The 18,682-nt window shown below is 51.9% G+C and carries 17 protein-coding genes and 1 pseudogene; 9 read left to right on the plus strand and 9 right to left on the minus strand.

Annotated elements, in window-relative coordinates; genetic code table 11:
• Positions 1 to 108 precede the first annotated feature (108 nt).
• The 4 genes and pseudogenes from AC3DKE_RS08375 to AC3DKE_RS08390 all read left to right on the plus strand — a co-directional run.
• Positions 109 to 1,746 (plus strand): annotated as a pseudogene (locus AC3DKE_RS08375) (glutamine--tRNA ligase/YqeY domain fusion protein); the annotation flags it as partial.
• 5 nt (positions 1,747 to 1,751) lie between these two features.
• Entirely contained in the window at positions 1,752 to 3,164 is a 1,413-nt protein-coding gene (gene cysS, locus AC3DKE_RS08380) for a cysteine--tRNA ligase (protein WP_411730260.1), read from the plus strand.
• A gap of 88 nt (positions 3,165 to 3,252) precedes the next feature.
• A complete protein-coding gene (locus AC3DKE_RS08385; RefSeq protein WP_340674468.1) occupies positions 3,253 to 4,551 on the plus strand; it encodes a hemolysin family protein in 1,299 nt (432 codons plus the stop codon).
• Between the two features lie 30 nt (positions 4,552 to 4,581).
• Positions 4,582 to 5,793: a saccharopine dehydrogenase family protein gene (locus AC3DKE_RS08390; protein ID WP_487990433.1), complete on the plus strand. Its 1,212-nt coding sequence runs from the start codon at positions 4,582 to 4,584 to the stop codon at positions 5,791 to 5,793.
• 99 nt (positions 5,794 to 5,892) lie between these two features.
• On the opposite strand, the gene folD is transcribed toward AC3DKE_RS08390, so the two are convergent.
• On the minus strand, positions 5,893 to 6,747 hold the full coding sequence (gene folD, locus AC3DKE_RS08395; RefSeq protein ID WP_379069665.1) for a bifunctional methylenetetrahydrofolate dehydrogenase/methenyltetrahydrofolate cyclohydrolase FolD: 855 nt from the start codon (positions 6,745 to 6,747) through the stop codon (positions 5,893 to 5,895).
• A 116-nt stretch (positions 6,748 to 6,863) separates the two neighbouring features.
• A complete protein-coding gene (locus AC3DKE_RS08400) occupies positions 6,864 to 7,706 on the minus strand; it encodes a peroxiredoxin family protein (protein WP_340675388.1) in 843 nt (280 codons plus the stop codon).
• Between the two features lie 134 nt (positions 7,707 to 7,840).
• Between AC3DKE_RS08400 and AC3DKE_RS08405 the strand changes: the two genes are divergently transcribed.
• Both AC3DKE_RS08405 and AC3DKE_RS08410 read left to right on the plus strand, forming a co-directional pair.
• The gene (locus tag AC3DKE_RS08405; protein WP_340675387.1) at positions 7,841 to 8,500 is read left to right on the plus strand and encodes an AAA family ATPase; all 660 of its coding nucleotides are present in this window, start codon (positions 7,841 to 7,843) and stop codon (positions 8,498 to 8,500) included.
• Positions 8,501 to 8,598: 98 nt separating this feature from the next.
• Positions 8,599 to 9,324: a cupin domain-containing protein gene (locus tag AC3DKE_RS08410; RefSeq protein ID WP_411730249.1), complete on the plus strand. Its 726-nt coding sequence runs from the start codon at positions 8,599 to 8,601 to the stop codon at positions 9,322 to 9,324.
• Position 9,325: 1 nt separating this feature from the next.
• Here AC3DKE_RS08410 and trhA read toward each other — a convergent pair whose 3' ends face one another.
• From trhA to AC3DKE_RS08425, 3 genes are read right to left on the minus strand one after another with little or no spacing between them, the layout of a single operon-like run.
• Complete coding sequence (trhA, locus tag AC3DKE_RS08415) at positions 9,326 to 9,988, minus strand: PAQR family membrane homeostasis protein TrhA (protein ID WP_340675385.1); 663 nt, start codon at positions 9,986 to 9,988, stop codon at positions 9,326 to 9,328.
• A gap of 44 nt (positions 9,989 to 10,032) precedes the next feature.
• Positions 10,033 to 10,593, minus strand: coding sequence for an NADPH-dependent FMN reductase (locus AC3DKE_RS08420; RefSeq protein WP_411730247.1), 561 nt, complete (start codon positions 10,591 to 10,593; stop codon positions 10,033 to 10,035).
• A gap of 27 nt (positions 10,594 to 10,620) precedes the next feature.
• Positions 10,621 to 11,475 (minus strand): pirin family protein, encoded by an 855-nt coding sequence (locus tag AC3DKE_RS08425; protein ID WP_411730246.1) that lies wholly within the window; start codon positions 11,473 to 11,475, stop codon positions 10,621 to 10,623.
• 116 nt (positions 11,476 to 11,591) lie between these two features.
• Between AC3DKE_RS08425 and AC3DKE_RS08430 the strand changes: the two genes are divergently transcribed.
• Positions 11,592 to 12,545, plus strand: coding sequence for a LysR substrate-binding domain-containing protein (locus AC3DKE_RS08430; protein ID WP_379069648.1), 954 nt, complete (start codon positions 11,592 to 11,594; stop codon positions 12,543 to 12,545).
• Between the two features lie 15 nt (positions 12,546 to 12,560).
• Here the strand turns inward: AC3DKE_RS08430 and AC3DKE_RS08435 are convergent, their stop codons facing one another.
• The 3 genes from AC3DKE_RS08435 to AC3DKE_RS08445 all read right to left on the minus strand — a co-directional run bounded on the left by AC3DKE_RS08435 (position 12,561) and on the right by AC3DKE_RS08445 (position 15,725).
• Positions 12,561 to 13,058, minus strand: coding sequence for a TIGR00645 family protein (locus AC3DKE_RS08435; RefSeq protein WP_340675381.1), 498 nt, complete (start codon positions 13,056 to 13,058; stop codon positions 12,561 to 12,563).
• A gap of 123 nt (positions 13,059 to 13,181) precedes the next feature.
• Positions 13,182 to 14,639 carry a flavin-containing monooxygenase gene (locus AC3DKE_RS08440; RefSeq protein ID WP_379069645.1) on the minus strand — a complete coding sequence of 486 codons (1,458 nt, stop codon included), beginning with the start codon at positions 14,637 to 14,639 and terminating at the stop codon, positions 13,182 to 13,184.
• 75 nt (positions 14,640 to 14,714) lie between these two features.
• On the minus strand, positions 14,715 to 15,725 hold the full coding sequence (locus AC3DKE_RS08445) for an AraC family transcriptional regulator (protein WP_411730085.1): 1,011 nt from the start codon (positions 15,723 to 15,725) through the stop codon (positions 14,715 to 14,717).
• 113 nt (positions 15,726 to 15,838) lie between these two features.
• Here AC3DKE_RS08445 and AC3DKE_RS08450 point away from each other — a divergent pair, with 113 nt between their 5' ends.
• Complete coding sequence (locus AC3DKE_RS08450) at positions 15,839 to 16,603, plus strand: alpha/beta hydrolase (RefSeq protein WP_487990438.1); 765 nt, start codon at positions 15,839 to 15,841, stop codon at positions 16,601 to 16,603.
• Positions 16,604 to 16,672: 69 nt separating this feature from the next.
• Positions 16,673 to 17,704, plus strand: coding sequence for a putative solute-binding protein (locus AC3DKE_RS08455; RefSeq protein WP_379069639.1), 1,032 nt, complete (start codon positions 16,673 to 16,675; stop codon positions 17,702 to 17,704).
• A gap of 72 nt (positions 17,705 to 17,776) precedes the next feature.
• Here AC3DKE_RS08455 and AC3DKE_RS08460 read toward each other — a convergent pair.
• Positions 17,777 to 18,682 (minus strand): hypothetical protein (locus AC3DKE_RS08460; protein WP_487990440.1); only part of this gene is annotated, 906 nt, incomplete at its 5' end.

An 18,682-nucleotide genomic window follows, 5' to 3' on the forward strand; every position in this document is an offset into this window, starting at 1 on the left:
TCCAAATGATTAGCGGCGGCAAACGCGCCTTATTGGTTGAGTGGCTGATGAGCCGCGGGGTAGACTCCCTTCTTTAATTTTGCCAGTCAGACCATGCTAGAAGCCAGCGATTTTATCCGAACCCGTATATCCGACGACTTATCCAGCGGTAAAACCACTCAATTGGTCACGCGATTTCCTCCAGAACCCAACGGCTACCTACATATTGGTCATGCGAAGTCGATTTGTCTGAATTTTGGTGTTGCGCAGGAAGCTGGAGGTGTTTGTAACCTACGCTTCGACGACACCAACCCCGAAAAGGAATCTCAAGAGTATATCGATGCGATTTCGCGTGATGTGCAGTGGCTTGGTTTTCAATGGGCCGGCGATATTCAGTATGCCTCGAGCTACTTTGATCAGCTTTATGCCTTTGCTGAGCAGCTGATCGAGCAGGGCGATGCTTACATCGACTCGCAAACACCTGAGCAGATCCGCGAAGGCCGTGGCACGCTCACGCAAGCAGGCACTAACTCGCCGTATCGTGATCGACCTGTCGCGGAGAGCTTGGACCTGTTCCGGCGCATGAAGGCAGCTGAGTTTGCCGACGGAGCTCATATTCTGCGTGCGCGCATTGATATGGCATCGGGTAACTTCAATCTGCGTGATCCAATTCTCTATCGCATCCGCCATCAGCATCACCACCAAACTGGCGATACCTGGTGCATATACCCGATGTACGACTTTACGCATCCTATTTCCGATGCGCTCGAAGGTGTTACGCATTCGCTCTGCACCTTGGAGTTTGAGGCGCATCGCCCGCTGTATGACTGGCTGCTCAATAAACTGCCGCAATTGCCACATCCGCAGCAAATCGAGTTCGCCCGCCTGAATCTGAACTACACGGTGACCAGCAAGCGTAAGCTCAAACAATTGGTTGACGAGCAGTTGGTTGGTGGCTGGGATGATCCGCGCCTGCCTACGATTTCTGGCCTGCGTCGTCGCGGCTGCCCGCCGGCGGCGCTACGTAATTTCTGCGAGCGCGTTGGCATTAGCAAAAGCGATGGCGTGGTGGATATGGCCATGCTCGAGTTTTGCATGCGCGACGAACTAGAGCTCAGCGCACCGCGTGCGATGGCCGTGCTCAAACCCTTGAAAGTGACGTTGACCAATTTGCCAGCTGATCATCTGGAGATTTTGCGTGCTAGCCGCCACCCCAATGTCGACATGGGCGAACGCGAGATTCCGTTCACTCACGAGATTTTTCTCGATCGCAGCGATTTTGAAGAAGTGCCGCCGAAAGGCTTTAAGCGTCTAATTCCCGGCGGTGAAGTGCGTCTGCGCAATGCCTACATCATTCGTTGTGATGACGTAGTGAAGGATGCCGATGGCGTGGTGGTTGAGCTCAAATGCTCGGTCGATCTCGCCACATTAGGTGTGAATCCGACTGACCGCAAAGTCAAAGGTGTAGTGCACTGGGTCTCGGCCAGCCATTCGCTGCCGGCAGAAGTGCGCGTCTATGACCGTCTGTTTATTGATGCCATGCCGGATCGTAGCGAAGTCGATTATCGCGAGCTGATGAACCCAGAGTCGCTGGTGGTCTACGCCGATGCCCGCGTTGAGCCATCATTGGCGAGTGCGGAGCCAGAGCAGGCACATCAGTTTGAGCGTGAAGGCTATTTCTGCTTAGACAATCGCGATGCCAGTGCTGAGCATTTGGTGTTTAACCGCACCGTGAGCCTGCGCGACACCTGGGGTAAAGCCAAGTGAGTCTATTGCCAGCCGCCACCAACCTCGTTCTGCACAACTCTGAGCTGCGCCGTAAGCAGCCGTTTGTGCCACGCACGCCGGGCGAAGTCAGCCTCTATGTTTGCGGCATGACGGTGTATGACTACTGCCATATCGGTCATGCGCGGGTCATGGTGTCGTTTGACATCATCACGCGCTGGTTGCGTCACTTGGGCTTTAAAGTCACTTATGTGCGCAATATCACCGACATCGACGACAAAATCATTCGTCGCGCGCAAGAAAACGGCGAGGGCATAGATGCGCTCACCGCTCGCTTTATCGCCGCGATGGACGATGACGCTGCCGCACTCGGCACACTGGCGCCGACGCTAGAGCCGAAAGCCACCGATCATGTCGATGACATCTTGAACATGATCACCAAGCTGGTCGATAAGGGCCACGCCTATCCGGCAAAAAATGGCGATGTCTATTTCGATGTCTCGAGCTTCCCGCGCTATGGCCGCTTGTCGAACAAAAAGCTCGATGATTTGCAGGCTGGTGCCCGCGTTGAGGTCGACGAGCTGAAATCTGACCCAATGGATTTTGTTTTGTGGAAAGCAGTTAAGCCAGGCGAGCCATCATGGCGTTCGCCTTGGGGCGAGGGCCGTCCGGGCTGGCATATCGAATGTTCAGCGATGTCGACTTGCTGCTTAGGTTCGGGTTTTGACATTCATGGAGGCGGCGGCGATTTACTGTTTCCACATCATGAAAATGAGATTGCACAATCTGAAGCCGCCACTGGTGAGACCTATGTGAATGCGTGGATGCACGTGGGCTTTGTGCAAGTAAATGCGGAGAAAATGTCGAAGTCCTTAAACAACTTCTTCACCATCCGCGAAGTCTTAAAAGACTATCACCCGGAAGTGCTGCGCTACTTTATTGCCGCTAGTCATTACCGCAGCCCGCTAAATTACTCTGATGCGGCGTTGGATCAATCTAAACAGGCATTAGAGCGCTTCTACGCCACGCTAGGGGCTTTTGTCGATGCCACGCAGGGCGAGCCAGCGACAGCGGCTGAGTTCGAAGCACGCTTCAGCAGCGCCATGAACGATGATTTCAATACGCCAGAAGCATTGGCGGTGTTGTATGAGCTAGTTCGCGAAGCTAACCGCTGCGATAAAGCTGGCGATCGTGCGGCGGCAAGCGAGTTTGCCAACTTGCTCAAGCGTTTGGGCGGCATCCTTGGCTTGTTGCAATATGAGCCTGAAGCCTTCCGCCAGGCGGGTGCCGGCGATGCAGCATTTGTGGCTGAAGTTGAAGCCTTGGTGGCGGAAATCACTGAGGTGCGGGCGGCGAAAAACTTTCAACGCTCTGATGAATTACGCGAGCAGCTCAGCGGTATGGGTGTGGCGGTAGAGTTTAGTCGGGAGGGTGTGCGTTGGCGTAAGGCCAGCGATTGATCGCCCCGTACTAGGAGAAAATCGTAGTGCCGCGTTATGATGCGGCCTGCGGCGTATCCACGCTACCGGTCACTACCCGCCGCCATTTATGGACATACTGCTGATTCTGTTGTTAATCACCTTTAATGGTGTTTTTGCACTTTCCGAAATTTCGATTGTGTCTTCCCGTCGCATCCGCCTGCAACACATGGCTGAAGCTGGCGATAAAGGCGCACAGGCCGCGCTGAAACTGGCCGAGCAACCCACATTTTTCCTCTCCACCGTGCAGATTGGCATCACGCTAATCGGTGTCATGAGCGGTGCCTTTGGCGAGAGCGCTATTTCTGATCGGCTGCGGCCAATCTTTGAAGGTATGCCGCTGATCGCGCCTTACGCCAGTGTCTTAGCAACGGCATGTATGGTCATTTCCATCACATACTTTTCTTTGATCATCGGTGAGTTAGTACCGAAGCGCTTGGCTATGCAGTCGCCTGAACGTATTGCGCGAATCATTGGGCCATTCATGCGTGGCGTGTTGTTTATCACGCATCCGGCCGTGCGTTTTTTAAGCTGGTCGACCGAGCTGGTACTGGATTTGCTGCGCGTAAAGCGTGTCGATGATCCGCCGGTGACAGAAGAGGAAATTAAGGTCTTGATGGCTGAGGGTGCGCAGGCGGGCATTTTCGATCATAGCGAGCGTGAGCTAGTCGCCAATGTTTTCCGCATGGATGACTGGAATCTCGGCTTAATCATGACGCCGCGCCCAGATATCACCTGGCTTGATCTGGCTGATAGCTTGGAAGAGCAAAAAGCCTTAATCGCGCAAACACCGTATAACCATTTGCCGGTGTGTCGCGATGGCCGTGGCAACTATATTGGCGTAGTGTCGTTGCCACAGCTGCTGCAGCACAACCTGCAGGGCGGCGGCTGGGATATTGAGCTACTGGCCAAGCCTGGTATTTTCGCGCCCGTGGGCATGACGCCAATGGCTTTGCTGGAGCTGCTGCGTAAACGTCGCCAGCACATGGCGCTGGTGGTCGATGAGTATGGTGATATTCAAGGCCTAGTCACGCTGACCGATGTCTTGGAAGCGATGGTTGGTGAGTTGCCATCTGAGGCGAGCTCACGTGACCCAGATGTAGTGACGCGCGAAGATGGCACATGGTTGTTAGATGGCGCCTTGTCTATCGAACGCTTTCGCGATTTATTCCCGCTTGAGGCCGAAGAGCTTGAAGCTAGCCGCGATTTTCAAACGCTGGCGGGCTTAGTTTTATTTGAAGTCGGCGGTATTCCGCAAACCGGCGATGTATTGACCTGGCAAGGTCTGCGCTTAGAGGTTGTCGATATGGACGGTATGCGCATCGATAAGCTATTGGTGAGCCGACCGACTCCACCAGCCTTAATTTAACTGCCTGATGCAGGCAAAACGGAGACTGCAATGACGAAACCTTATGATGTGATCGTATTTGGCGCCACCAGTTTTGTCGGCAAAATTCTCAGCCGTTATTTGGCCAATCAGCCTGCGGGCACCTTGCGCTGGGCCATGGCTGCACGCTCGCAAACTAAGCTCGATGAGCTTAGTGGCGAGCTAGGTGTCGATGTACCTCTGCTAATCGCCGATGCTAGTGATGAAGCCTCGCTACAAGCCTTATGTGCGCAAACTAAAGTGATTATTTCGACTGTTGGCCCATACGCGCTTTATGGCGAACCATTGGTGCGGGCCTGTGTTGAAACGGGCACGGATTATTGCGACCTGACGGGCGAAATTCAGTGGGCTAGCCGCATGATCAAGCGTTATGGCGAGGCGGCGAAAGTTAGCGGTGCGCGCATTGTGCATTGTTGTGGTTTCGACTCAATACCATCAGATCTTGGCGTGCACTTTTTGCAGCAAGAGGCACAAAGCAGCTTGGGTGAGCCCTGTAATTCGGTGAAAATGCGCGTCTGGAAAATACGCGGTGGTGCTTCTGGCGGCACGGTGGCGAGTTTGATGAATGCAGTGAAAGAGGCCAAGGCTGACCCTGCTGTGCGTCGTGAAATGACCGATCCCTATGCTATTTGCCCAGCTGACGACTATAAGCGCGTGCGCCAACCTAATGTGCAAGGTGTGCAGTTCGATGCCGACTTTAAGCGTTGGGTTGGACCTTTCGTGATGGCCACCGTGAACACGCGTGTGGTGCATCGCAGCCACGCCTTGCAAGGCCATCCTTGGGGTGAGGGTTTTACCTACGACGAGGCCATGTGCACCGGCGTAGGCGCTAAAGGCGCAATCACAGCAGGTGTTGTTGCGGCAGGTATTGCCGGTGTGATGATCGGCTCTGCATTTTCGCCCACGCGTGCGCTATTAGGCAAAGTTCTGCCTTCGCCAGGCGAGGGCCCAAGCCCTGATGAACAAGAAAATGGCTTCTATGATTTGCGCTTTATTGGCCGCACGGCATCAGGTAAATCATTGTCGGTGAAGGTCTTTGGTGATCGTGATCCAGGCTATGGTTCGACCGGCAAAATGCTGGCTCAAGCGGCAATGTGTCTGGCTTTTGATACGCCAAAAACAGAGTTTGAGGGTGGTTTTTGGACACCGGCGAGTTTGTTTGGTGAGCGTTTGATTTCGCGTTTAACGGCACATGCGGGATTGCGTTTTGAGCGTATTGCTTAAGCGTTTTTGCTGTAAATAGTGCGTAATAAAAAGGCCTCTTTTTAAAAGAGGCCTTTTTTGTTTCTGAGCCTGTCTGAGGCTAGCCGCTTAGTAGCCGATTCAGCTTGCTTGGCGTTCTGCCGCCGTCACTGATTGTTCAATCAGCGTAGCAATAGTCATCGGGCCAACACCGCCTGGCACTGGCGTGATGGCACTAACGCGACCATGCAGCGGTGCTAGCTCAATATCGCCAACACCACCGGGATGGTAGCCAGCGTCAACTACAACTGCGCCATCTTTAATCCATTCGGCTTTAATGAACTCAGGCCGTCCAACTGCACCAACGACAATATCAGCTTGCTTGATTAGAGCAGGAAGATCGCGAGTCTTCGAATGGCAAATGGTGACGGTGGCATCGGCACCAAGTAACATCATTGCCATTGGCTTGCCCAAAATAGCACTGCGGCCAACCACCACAGCATGCTTGCCAGCGAGCTCGATGTCATAAGCCTTTAGCAGCGTCATAATGCCGGCAGGCGTAGCGGAGCCATAGGCGCGTTCGCCCATGCTCATGCGGCCGAAACCTAAGCAGGTAACGCCATCGACGTCTTTTTCTAGCGCGATAGCATCGAAGCAGGCGCGCTCATCAATTTGCTCGGGTACTGGATGTTGCAGCAAAATACCGTGCACATCGAGGTTGGCATTGAGTGCCTGAATTTCGGCCAAGAGCTGCTCTGTCGTGGTTTCACTAGGCAAGGTGCGGCGAATAGAGTCCATGCCAACACGCTTGCAGGCATTGCCCTTCATCTTTACGTAGGTCTCGGATGCGGGGTCATCGCCGACTAAAATAGTCGCCAAAATCGGCGTGCGACCGGTGTCTTCGCGCAGACGAGTGACGCGCTCAAGTAACTGCGCCTCCATTTTCAATGATAAGGCTTTGCCATCGAGCACTAAAGTAGGCGAATTTGCTGACATTGAAACTCCGACAGGGCAACTCTGCTGCCACGTAGCAAGGGAAAAAGGATGGTGCGCATTGTCTCATGCGCAACGCCGTTTCGACCAGAGTAGAGCACCTAAGCTACTGGGTAAAACTAGAGCCCAGCAGCGTCTATCGCGGCCATAAAATCTTGTGGCTCAGGCCGAAGACGGTAATTTTCGGTTAGGTCGCTATAGATTATTTCACCACCAGCCTTGCTAATAATCACTGTTGGCATCGGCACATCGGAGTCATAGCCTAAGGCTTGTAAGCCGGCGGGCAGGCCACCCTCGGCTAAAATGCCAAGCTTTCGCGCTGCAGCGTTATTGGTATCAGAGTAAAACTCCATAGGCACTTTAAATTGCTTGGCGAGTTGCTGCGTGTTGCTTTCTGGCTGAGGGCTAACTAAGCAAACTCGCACGCCGCGCGCGGCTAGGGCTTGATAGTCATGGGCGACTTCTTGAATTTGCGCCATGCACAAGGGACACCAGTTGCCACGAAAGAATAGCCAGAGCGTGGTGCCTTTGCTCAGGTCTTTGCTGCTGACCTTTTTGCCTTGGGCATCGATTAAATCGAAGCTTGGTAATTGTTGTCCTGCTGCTAAGGTTGCAGTGTCTCGGTTACTAAAGCGCGAATACCAACGAATATAGATAACTGGGCCAATGACGCCATTAAGCAGGGCGGTGATTAGAGCCCAAGGCTGATTTGGCGCTAAGGTGACGGAGATGCAAGCGGCGATAAGCCCGAGTAAGGGCATCCAGCGCAGGTCTTCACCGGTGCGTGCAACCGGTGCCAAAAACAGCCGCATAAAAAATGCGCCAGGCACGATGGAGGCAATCGCCAGGCCCATCCACGCGGTGGTTGGGCCTTCAACGGCAATGCGAAATGCCGAGTAGAAAATGCCAGCAACGAGCATGGTCATATAGAGCGAAATAAACACAGATTTTAGGCGATTCATACAGCGACTCCCGAGATGATGAGTGACAGTGTAACGAAACAAATCCATGCATTGTGTAGCGATTGGTCGAGCAATGATCATTTGTAATATTTGCGAGGTAGCAAGCTGATTTAGCTCTATGTTATTGATAGCGCATGGCTAAAATAATCGTTATTGCACAACTCAAAGGCGGTGTAGGTAAATCTACATTGGCTACTAATCTAGCAGCTTATCTGGCACAAAATTTTCGTGTCGGGCTAATCGATGCAGATTTACCGCAAGGCACAAGTTCACAATGGGCAGCTTTACGGGATGACCCTAATATTATCGTTTTAGGCTGCGAGAGTGCTGCGCAAGTGGCAGCAGCAGCTGAGCAACTAGATGGTCAATGTGACGTTATCGTGATGGATTTGCCGCCACGCAGTGTTAAGTTTTTACGCGAAGCGATGGCCATTAGCGACTTACTTTTACTGCCGCTAACGGCTTCGGCGCCAGATATTTGGGCCACTGAGTCAGTGATGGAGTTAGTGAAGGAATGCAAAAAAACTAACTCGCGATTAACTACTCGTTTAGTTTGGAATAGGCTGCGTGCTACTCGCGCAACGGCAGATTTTCTCGACGGCACGGCAAAGGCTTTACGTGCGAAAGAGCTAAGTTCGCACTTGAGTCTTCGCACTGCCTATGTCGAGTGCATTGGTCGTGGCCTGTATGTAGAGGAATGGCATGATCCGCGAGCAAAGGCAGAGTGCCGTGTACTGCTGAAGCAGGTGATGAAGCAGATTAAATTGAAAGAACCTGATTTCTCCGCAGGTTAGACATCTTTGGTTTCGCGACTGTTTCTACCCTGAGCATCAACTAAGTTAAAGCTTGGTAATGGTTTGATGGTGACCTGAGATCCTCATGGAATATCTATATGAACAACTTTGAGCAAGATGCCTACAGCGCTGATTCAGCCGTCTCTTCAGTGCGCGCTGACTTTAGTTTGCGTGAGGTCTGCTTTGCCGCAGATGCGCAATGGCTGGACTCACCAAGTGGTGGCGTGGTGCGGCGCGTACTTGATCGCATTGGAGCGGAAGTGGCTCGTGCGACTAGCGTGGTGCGCTATGCACCAGGTGCACAGTTCCCCACCCATATACATGGCGGCGGTGAAGAAATTTTCGTGCTTGAAGGTATTTTTTCTGATGAGCAAGGTGATTACCCCGCTGGCAGTTATTTGCGAAATCCACCGGGCAGTTCACACGCACCGTTTTCGCGTGAGGGCTGCACTTTATTGGTGAAGCTGTGGCAGTTTACGGAGGCTGATTCGCAGTCACTTAGGCTTAACACGCGCGAAATACCTTGGCGGCAAGGCATGGTCGAGGGCTTAACGGTAATGCCTCTACACAGTGCTGATGGTGTCGATACGGCGTTAGTGAAGTGGGCGCCAAATACGCATTTTAATCCGCACACGCATCCAGGTGGTGAGGAAATTTTCGTGCTCGACGGCGTATTTAGCGATGAGCAGGGCGACTATCCCGCAGGCAGCTGGTTACGCAACCCGCGCTGGAGTCGCCACCAGCCATTCACGCGAGCAGAAGGCGCGTTGATTTATGTCAAAGTTGGGCACTTGGATGCACCGATGGTGGCGCTGCCAAGCTAGCTCACGGCAGCACATACATGCCAATTAATACGCAATGGCAGGCGGCGCCAGCGGCGACAAATACATGCCAAATCGCATGCGTATAACGCACTTGCTTAGCAGCATAAAAGCCTGCCCCCACGGTAAAGCAGAGGCCTCCGGCGATCAGCAGCCAAAAACCCGGTCGTGCCAAGCTCGCCCACAGCTCATTAATCAATGCTAGTGAGATCCAGCCCATCAGCAAATAGGTGATGAGTGAGAGCTTTTTAAAGCGATGGATGAGGAATATTTTGAACAAGATGCCGGCAAAGGCTAATGCCCAAATCACCACTAGCATGATTTGAGCGTATGCGCTGTGCGCTAACGTGATGGTCAGTAGCGGCGTATAAGTGCCGGCAATGAGCAGATAAATAGCGCAATGATCGAGGCGCTTTAGTGCGGCCTTGCTCGGTGCGTGAGTGATGCTGTGGTACAGCGTTGAGCTGAGAAATAGCAGGATGAGACTAGCGCCATAGATGGCAACACCGGCGAGTTGGCCAGTGCTCAGCGTGGGCATGCCTTTCACCAGCAAGAGCGTGGTGGCGACAATGGCAGCGGCCATGCTAAGGCCGTGGCTCAGAGCATTGGCGATTTCTTCAGCAACGCCATATGGCGCGGCAGCATTAGTATGTTTATTGGCTGACATGAGTAGAGGCTCGGTGCGAAGAGCCTCTACTTTATCGCATTGTCTTAGCGATCAGCACGCAATCTATTGGTCCATTCTGCGAGAGCAACCAACTGCTCACGTATGAGTTTCTCAGTCATGGCATCGGTGAGTTTGCCATCGGCATCGAAACGCTCATGTGCGCTGCCGATCATGATCTCTGGGCGGTTGAGCACATGGGCATTGATGAAGATTAACGATTGGCGCAAATGGTATTGCGCACGCACTCCGCCCATCACGCCCATACTGGCGCTCATGATGGCAACTGGTTTGCCATTGAGCGGCTGGTCTGGCATGCGCGATAGCCAATCGATGGCATCTTTCAATACGCCAGGTATCGAGTAGTTATATTCTGGTGTGGCAATCAGTACGGCATCGGCGGCGCGCACTTGCGCATCGAGCGTTTGCACGGCAGCTGGGATTTCCGTGTCGCGTAGGTCTTGGTCGTAGTGCGGCAGGCCATGCAGATCGGCATGCGTAAAGCTCATGCCTTCAGGTGCTAGTGCTTCGGCTGTGCGCAAGGCCATGCTATTGAAAGAAGCCTTACGCAGGCTGCCTGAAATGGTGAGTACTTTAATTGCTTTCATGTCTGCTTCCTTTATGGGAGTTATTAATCACAGTTGGCCAAAGCGGCCGTGGTTAAAATCATCAATCGCTTGATTAATTTCTTGGCGAGTGTTCATCACAAACGGGCCATAACCCTCGATGTTCTCGTTCAGCGGCTCGCCGCTAAGCACGAGCACTTTGCTATCGCTTAATGCTTCAAGGCTAAAATCGCCGCCATTGTGCGCAAACACTACGGTGTGATCGGTGCCAATAGCTTGCTCGCGATTTACCATGACCTCACCTTTCAGCACGACCACGATCAAGCTGTGGCCATCGCTGACGGAGAAGTCCTGAGCGCCACCGGGCTGTAACGACAAATCCCAAACATTGATCGGCGAATAGGTGAGTGCGGGGCCTGCATTGCCGGTGTAATCACCAGCAATAACTCGCAAAGAGCCGTGATCTAGCGCCACTGTTGGAATTTTTTTCGCGCCGATGCCTTGATATCGCGGCGGCGTCATTTTGTCTTTTGCTGGCAAATTTACCCAGAGTTGCGCCATCTCCATGGTGCCACCGGTTTCGCTGAAGCGCGGGCTGTGAAACTCCTCATGCAAAATGCCGGAAGCGGCGGTCATCCACTGCACATCGCCAGGATAAATGGTGTCGGAAAAGCCAGCCGAGTCACGATGCGAGACTTCGCCATCATAAACAATGGTGACGGTCTCAAAGCCGCGATGTGGATGTACGCCGACACCGCGAGGTTTATCGCTGGGTGTAAATTCTGCAGGACCGGCGTGGTCTAGCAGTAGAAATGGGCTGATATCGTTGTCGTGCATGCCATAGCTAAACAGTGAACGCACAGGAAAACCATCGCCGACCCAGTGTTGACGAGGTGGTGCATAAACGCCTTTGATTTGCTTCATGACCTTGCTCCTCTTTTTGTTGATACGTACAGAGTTGATGTGCACAGGTTATATCTGGAACAATATGGTGCAAAGATGCTATATAAAGACATAGCGTTGCATATATGGAACGATGAATGCGTGATTTAAACGATATGCAGTACTTTGCAGCGGTGGCCAGACATAAAGGTTTTGCTGCCGCGAGCCGAGTTATTGATGTGCCGAAAGCGACATTGAGTCGGCGAGTGGCTGCTTTAGAGGCGCGTTTGCAGGTGCAGTTATTGCATCGCGGCAGTCGCCTATTTCAACTGACAGAGCTTGGTCAGGCCTATTATCGGCACTGCCAAGCCATGTTGGTGGAGGCTGACGCCGCCGATGAACAGGTCGCAAGGCTGCAGGCTGAGCCGCGTGGCACCTTGCGCTTAAGCTGCCCGCCGGCATTGATGAATAATGAGTTTGCTGAGCTTATCGCGGCGTTTATGGCGGCTTATCCGCGCGTTAATGTGCATGCCGAGGTGACCAACCGTGTCGTAGATGTGCAGCGCGAGGGCATGGATTTGGCGATTCGCGTGCGCTTTCCGCCATTAAGCGATAGTGATTTGGTGATGCGCAGTTTGGCGTGGAGTTGCCAGCGTTGGTTGGTCGCGCCGAGCTTATTGGCAAGCCACACGGAAAGTGCTGAAGGCAAAGCAGCTGCTGTTTTTTCAAAACCTGCTGATGTTGCGCGCCTGCCCAGTTTGCATCTAGGCGATGGCCAAGGTCGTGCCGAATGGCATTTGCTCGGGCCTGAGGGTGAAAAAATCACAGTAGCTCACGAGCCTAAACTCATAGCTAATGACATGAGTACGCTTTATCAAGCGGCGCTGCGTGGCGTTGGTGTAGCGGCTTTACCTTTGGTGATGGCCGGTGATGCTATCGCTGATGGTCGCTTGGTCGAGGTAATGCCGGGTTGGCTGCCACGGCCTGGGATATTGCATTTGGCATTTCCCAGTCGCCGCGGGCTACTGCCCAGCGTGCGGCTTTTTATCGACTTCTGTGTGCATGAATTTGAGCAGCCTGAGCGCCTTAACCGAGGTTATGAGGCGCTATAACTCAGGAGCTATAAATCAGCTTTCGGTACTTTTGGTGATTTTATCGAGATAGCCCATGGCAAAGGCAGACACCACAAAAGTGATGTGAATGAGCAAATACCATTGGATTTTATCGTTATCGATATTCTCGGTATTCATGAAGATTTTCAGCAAATGAATCGAGGAAATTGCCACGATGGAGGCCGCTACTTTGTTTTTCAGCGAGCCAGCATCTAACTTGCCTAACCAACCTAGCTTTTCATCACTTTCATCGACATCTAAGCGCGATACAAAGTTTTCATAGCCTGAAAACATGACCATGACAATCAAGCCGCCGACTAAGACAATGTCGATCAACGACAGTACGACTAAGACCAGGTCAACTTCACTCATGCTGAAAATAATGGGCACAATGTGGAAGATTTCCTGAAAAAACTTAATGCCTAGTGCGAGCAAGATTAGGCTCATGCCAAGATAAATTGGCGCCATAATCCAACGCGATGAGTACATCAGTTTTTCAATAATCTTTTCCATCAACTCAGCTCAGTTTTGTAAAAAAGTGGCGGCAATTATGTTCCGAATTAGCTGCCAGCGCCAAGGTGTTAGCAGTTAAATCCCGCATTGAACAATGCTGTCGCCACTTTTTACACTAGAGCCTTAATGCATGCGCAATGCCTCATCGGCGACAGCATCTTTCAGCAGCATGGCTTTATCTTTACCGTAATGCATCGTGACCTGCCATGGAGCCTGCTTGCCTTGACGCGGCATGATGTCCTTTGCGCGCTGCACATAGCCTGACTGCAAGCTGTCTACAATGCCGACATCGAGCGCGATTCCTGGCGCGCTCACGGGCATAGCGACGGTTTTATCTTCCGCTTCCATATGCTTAAACAGGCGGCATAAATAGCGCCCAGCAAGATCGGCTTTCAACGTCCATGGCGCATTGGTATAGCCAAAAACCCACGCCAGATTTGGGATATTTTCGATCAATAGGCCCTTATAGACCATTTGCTCATTGAGCGGCCGAGCTTCGCCATCGACAGATATCGCCATGCCGCCGAGCATCTGCAAGGTAAGGCCAGTTGCGCTAATAATGATATCGGCTTCAAGCTCTTTGCCGGACTTCAACAAAATGCCTTTTTCGGTAAAGCGATCGATGTGATCAGTTTCAATTGAGGCCTTGCCGCTGAGTAGTGCCTTAAACAAATCGCCGTCTGGTACCACGCAGAGACGCTCATCCCAAGGCATGTATTTTGGGGTGAAATGACGCATGTCGATATCAGGGCCAATTTGCTTTTCAACTTGCGAGAGCAAGAATTTACGCATGGCATTGGGCCAACGGCGGCAGGATATATATAGCGCGCGCTGAATGGCGATATTGCGGCCGCGAGCCAGTTTAAACACCACGCTGCCCGGTAGAAACTTACCCAATGCATCGGAAACTTTGTCTTTGTTTGGCAGCGCGAAAACATACGATGGTGAGCGTTGCAGCATGGTGATATGGCTGACCTTTTCAGCCATCGCGGGTAGTAGTGTGACCGCAGTGGCGCCACTGCCAATGACAACAACACGCTTATTGCTGTAGTCGAGATCTTCAGGCCATTGCTGGGGATGAATGATTTGTCCTTTGAAGTTTTCCTCGCCTGGAAACTCAGGGCGATAGCCATAGTCATGATTGAAGTAGCCGGTACAGCTAATCAAATAGCGGCAGGTAAAAACCTGTTCTTCGCCACTGTCTTCATTGCGCGTTACTAATGTCCAGAGCTTATCTTCCGATGACCAATTGGCGGTTTGAGTTTGCAGACCAAAATGGGTTTTCTCATAGAGTTTGAATTCTTTTGCCGTCTCAATGACGTAATCACGAATCGCTGGGCCATCGGCAAGTACTTTTGATGATAACCAAGGCTTAAAGCCGTAGCCAAAACTGGCCATGTCAGAGTCGGAGCGAATGCCGGGGTAGCGAAATAAGTCCCAGGTGCCGCCCAATGTTTTACGGCGCTCAATTAGGGCGATTGTCTTATTGGGAAATTCACGGGCAATGTGGCAGGCGGTACCGACGCCGGAGAGGCCGGCACCAATGATTAGAACATCCAGCGGTTTTGTTATTGTTTGCATGGCATGAGTCTCATAGTGAATTGACCATGCCACTGTACGACCCTGCGAAAGCTAGTTATTGGCAAAAAGCGACAATTAATTGTCTTTAGACGACAGGCTCAGGCGATAAGCTCTGGGCGTTTGCTCGAACCAACGGCGAAATGCGCGATTGAAGCTGCTTTGCTCGGTATAGCCGAGCATGCCGACGATTTGCGATAGGCGCAGGCCTTTTTCGGCCAGATAGCGCGTGGCAAGTTGGCGGCGATGGCTATCTAGTAGTGAATCGAAACTTTGCTGCTCTTGCAGTAATCGCCGTTGCAGCGTTCGAGTATGTATGGCGAGTTCATCTGCTACGGTTTCTATGCGGCATTGGCCAGTAGGCAATAAGCCGCGAATAAGCTCAATAACTCTGGGTGTTAGGCTAGATCCAGGCGCATGAAACGAGGCTAAATAGCTGATCGCGAGGCGGTGCGTTTCGGTATCAGCCTGATCAATAGGGCGCGCTAATTGCTCGGGGCTGAGCTTAAAACCAGACCATTCTTGCTCAAAATACACAGGGCAGCCGAGTCGTTCTTGATAGACGTCTAGTGCAGAATTTGGTTTGTGCGCGAAGTGTAGGGCGACTGGCAATGTTGCTTCACCTCCTAACATTCGTAAGGCATGGACGGCATTTGCGATTGTTAGCTCATAGGCTTGGTCAAGAGGTGTTTTTGGCTCGTCGATATGAAAAACAAAAGAAATATTGCCATTTGAGTCGGGCGCTAGAATGCTGAATGAGAGCGCAGGGCTGTGCACATGAAGGTATTTAGCCACATCCTCCATTGCCGACTGAACGGTGTCGGCGTTGCGAATCATCACGGCAATGGGGCCTAAAATACTCGGCCCCTGCCATTGAGAAATGCGCAGGCCAAAGTCTGGGCAGTTCAGGCTATTGGCACTGACTTCGAGCAGTAAGGCTAGCTGCCGAAATGGCATGAAAGTGTCGTTTTTATCTTCTAAATCATCTGGAACATGAAGCTCTTGCAGCAGTTGTTGAGGGTCGCCACCGAGCGAGCTCACTAGCGCTTTGTAGCCCCGTAAATTTGTTGTGCGTATTAAATTTGTCATTATGAGCACTGGCAACTGTCGTGTAATGACAATAAATTGTCGTTAAGTGGCAAGCAAGGCCATACATCCGAACGTAGTCTCACTAATTGAGCTAAAAACTTAGGAATGACGCTATGAGCGCTTTACCCCCAATTGTGATGATTCATGGCATGTGGTGTGTGGGAGAGATTTGGTCATCGTATCGCCTGCCATTTGAAGCTGCAGGTTATACCGTGCATACGCCTACCTTGCGCCATCATGCCTTGGGTGCACCACATCCTGAGCTAGGCACGACCAGCTTGCGTGATTATGTCGATGACCTTGCGGCGTTTATTGCCACATTGCCTGAGCGACCTATTTTAATTGGCCACTCTATGGGCGGTTTGTTGACGCAGTTGCTTGTTGCTAAAGGTTTGGCAAAAGTCGCCATTTTGATTTGTAGTGCTGCACCACGTGGCGTTTTTCCTGTGCGCCTATCTATGTTGCCGGCCACCACGCGCATCTTCAGCACGCCGGGCTTTTGGAAGAAGCCAAATAAGCTCAATGCACGCGAGGCTCGTTATGCCGTCTTCAATGAGCTCAGCGAGAGTGATGCGGCAACTCGTATTGCAGATTTAGTGCATGAGTCAGGACGAGCAGCAGCAGAGATTGTCTTTGCGATGTTCCAAAAAAATGGCGCAGCGACGGTAGATTTCAACGCCAACAAAACGCCATTGTTAAGCATTGCTGGCGGGCGAGATCGCATTGTGCCTAGCAGTGTCTGTCGCAAAAACGCAGCGCTTTATGGCGAGCGCTGCGACTATCTCGAGTACCCGAACAATGCCCATTTAATCCTTGATGAGGATGGTTGGGAGCGGGTAGCTGAGGATTGTATAGCGTGGCTTAAGGCAAAAACTTAAGCCATGTTCAGTTGTGGTAAGGGACTCGTATCAATACAAGCGTGGCACCATAATAAAAAGAAAAACTACATGAAAAAACTGATTATCCCTGTCTTTTTGATTGCGGCCTCTGCCGCGCCAATGGCTCAAGCAAACCAAACACTCTGCGTTTATGACCTGCTCGGTGGCGCTGGCGATATGGTGAATATTGCCAAAGACTACGCCGTAGCCGCTCAGAACATGGGCGCAAAAATGTCGATCAAAGCCTACACTGATGAGCGTGTAGCCACCGAAGACTTAAAAGCAGGTGAATGCGACGCGGTGATGGCTACCGGCTTTCGTACCCGCCAATTTAACCCCACAGCTGCGGCGCTCGACTCATTAGGTGTGTCGACCATTATTCGTAATGGCAAAGTTGATATGCCAGCCAGCTATGAAACGGTGCGCAAAACCATTCAAACCTTCGCATCACCCGCGGCTAGCAAGCTGATGGTCAATGGTCGTTATGAAGTCGCTGGAATCATCCCATTTGGTACGGCTTATCCTGTGGTTAATGATCGAAAAATTAATACGGTTGAGGCATTGGCGGGTAAGCGTATTGCCTCGTTCGATTACGATAAAGCGCAGGCCATCATGATTCAGAAAATTGGCGCGCAGCCGGTTTCAGCCGACATCACAAACTTTGCCGGCAAATTTAACAATGGCTCTGTGGACTTCATCGCCGCCCCAGCCATGGCTTATCGGCCACTAGAGCTTTATCGCGGCATTGGTACTAAAGGTGCGATTAACCGCTTCCCAATTCTCATTCTGACGTACCAAATCATTATCAACGAAACGAAGTTTCCTGAAGGATTTGGTCTGAAGTCACGCCAGTATTGGTTGGGTCAATTTAATCGTGCGATGTCGCTCATCAACAAAGCAGAAAAAGACATTCCTGCGGCGACTTGGGGCGATTTAACGTCGGAAAATATGGTCAAGTACACCATCATGCTACGCGACTCACGTATTGCGATTGCTGAGCAGGGCATCTATGACAAGCCAGGCCTGAAGATCATCAAGCGCGTTCGCTGTAGCATCAACTCGGCTGATTCAGAGTGCAGTGCTAACACCGAAAACTGGTAATTGATAGGCGCCTCGGAGTACTGCAGAGCCTAACTGCCAAATAATATTCCGACGCAGTTGAAAGCGTCAGTATTAGGCGGCTGGGCTCAGCGGCTGCGCCAAAATCCATAGGCCAAATACCGTTAGCGCCATCATAAACATCAGCATTGGCAGCTGGCTAAGCATGGCCTGCCTTGATGTGGCGAAGCAGCGCAAGGCCTCTTGGTGAGCGGCATAAACGCCAGCAATATGGCCGAGCAAAATCAGCGCAACTTGGCTGTGCCATACCCAATTCATGTCGGGCAGAATGATCCATGGATTAGCGCTAGCTGTGCCAAAGATGTTCCAGCCCCAGCCGAAGGGATCGGAGGCTAGTCGAGGCAGTTGGCTTCCTTGAGTGATGACTAGCGTGAAATAGTGGCTGGCGTGATAAACCACGGCGATGGGGATGAGCGCGTAGGCAAAGCGATAGGTCAGTTCACGCAGACTAACGCTGCTTTTAAGTAGTCGTTTTGCAAGCCACAGACAGAGCACGTAGAGCGAGAAATACAGCAGCGGCGAGAGTAGTAGCGCTAGTGTTTCAAACACCACAAGCCCGGCTTTTAAGGCCGGATAAGCAGTGACTATATTGCTACCCAGCCAAGGTGACAGTAGCGCAAAGCCATCAATCCAATACAGTTCCGACCACCAGCGCGTGGCATGTAGGCCGTCGAAAGCAGTGGAGCTGAGCATAAATAGGATAAACATGACTTCACTGGAGTGCGTGGCAGGCTTCTCAGCTATCCCGCTTAATGGCCAGCGCCATTGCCAAGCGCCGTTGGGGAACTCTGTGCTGGCGGCGCGATAATGAATAGGCGCGAGCTGGCTAATTAAGCGCAGCATGACAGCGAATACATCGCCATAACGCAGCCAATCGCGAAGGCCGAATGCCCAGATGCCTGAGAGTGTGAAAAGACTATAGATGAGGATGGCCAAAGACAGCTGCTTAGGTCCAAAGCC

The sequence above is a fragment of the Paraperlucidibaca sp. genome (genome assembly GCF_982810325.1).

What these genes read in the sequence shown, in the direction of transcription:
- AC3DKE_RS08385 (WP_340674468.1), top strand. Translation starts at nt 3,253, where the DNA reads ATGGACATACTGCTGATTCTGTTGTTAATCACCTTTAATGGTGTTTTT.
- AC3DKE_RS08390 (WP_487990433.1), top strand. Translation starts at nt 4,582, where the DNA reads ATGACGAAACCTTATGATGTGATCGTATTTGGCGCCACCAGTTTTGTC.
- folD (WP_379069665.1), bottom strand. Translation starts at nt 6,747, where the DNA reads ATGTCAGCAAATTCGCCTACTTTAGTGCTCGATGGCAAAGCCTTATCA.
- AC3DKE_RS08400 (WP_340675388.1), bottom strand. Translation starts at nt 7,706, where the DNA reads ATGAATCGCCTAAAATCTGTGTTTATTTCGCTCTATATGACCATGCTC.
- AC3DKE_RS08405 (WP_340675387.1), top strand. Translation starts at nt 7,841, where the DNA reads ATGGCTAAAATAATCGTTATTGCACAACTCAAAGGCGGTGTAGGTAAA.
- AC3DKE_RS08410 (WP_411730249.1), top strand. Translation starts at nt 8,599, where the DNA reads ATGAACAACTTTGAGCAAGATGCCTACAGCGCTGATTCAGCCGTCTCT.
- trhA (WP_340675385.1), bottom strand. Translation starts at nt 9,988, where the DNA reads ATGTCAGCCAATAAACATACTAATGCTGCCGCGCCATATGGCGTTGCT.
- AC3DKE_RS08420 (WP_411730247.1), bottom strand. Translation starts at nt 10,593, where the DNA reads ATGAAAGCAATTAAAGTACTCACCATTTCAGGCAGCCTGCGTAAGGCT.
- AC3DKE_RS08425 (WP_411730246.1), bottom strand. Translation starts at nt 11,475, where the DNA reads ATGAAGCAAATCAAAGGCGTTTATGCACCACCTCGTCAACACTGGGTC.
- AC3DKE_RS08430 (WP_379069648.1), top strand. Translation starts at nt 11,592, where the DNA reads ATGCGTGATTTAAACGATATGCAGTACTTTGCAGCGGTGGCCAGACAT.
- AC3DKE_RS08435 (WP_340675381.1), bottom strand. Translation starts at nt 13,058, where the DNA reads ATGGAAAAGATTATTGAAAAACTGATGTACTCATCGCGTTGGATTATG.
- AC3DKE_RS08440 (WP_379069645.1), bottom strand. Translation starts at nt 14,639, where the DNA reads ATGCAAACAATAACAAAACCGCTGGATGTTCTAATCATTGGTGCCGGC.
- AC3DKE_RS08445 (WP_411730085.1), bottom strand. Translation starts at nt 15,725, where the DNA reads ATGACAAATTTAATACGCACAACAAATTTACGGGGCTACAAAGCGCTA.
- AC3DKE_RS08450 (WP_487990438.1), top strand. Translation starts at nt 15,839, where the DNA reads ATGAGCGCTTTACCCCCAATTGTGATGATTCATGGCATGTGGTGTGTG.
- AC3DKE_RS08455 (WP_379069639.1), top strand. Translation starts at nt 16,673, where the DNA reads ATGAAAAAACTGATTATCCCTGTCTTTTTGATTGCGGCCTCTGCCGCG.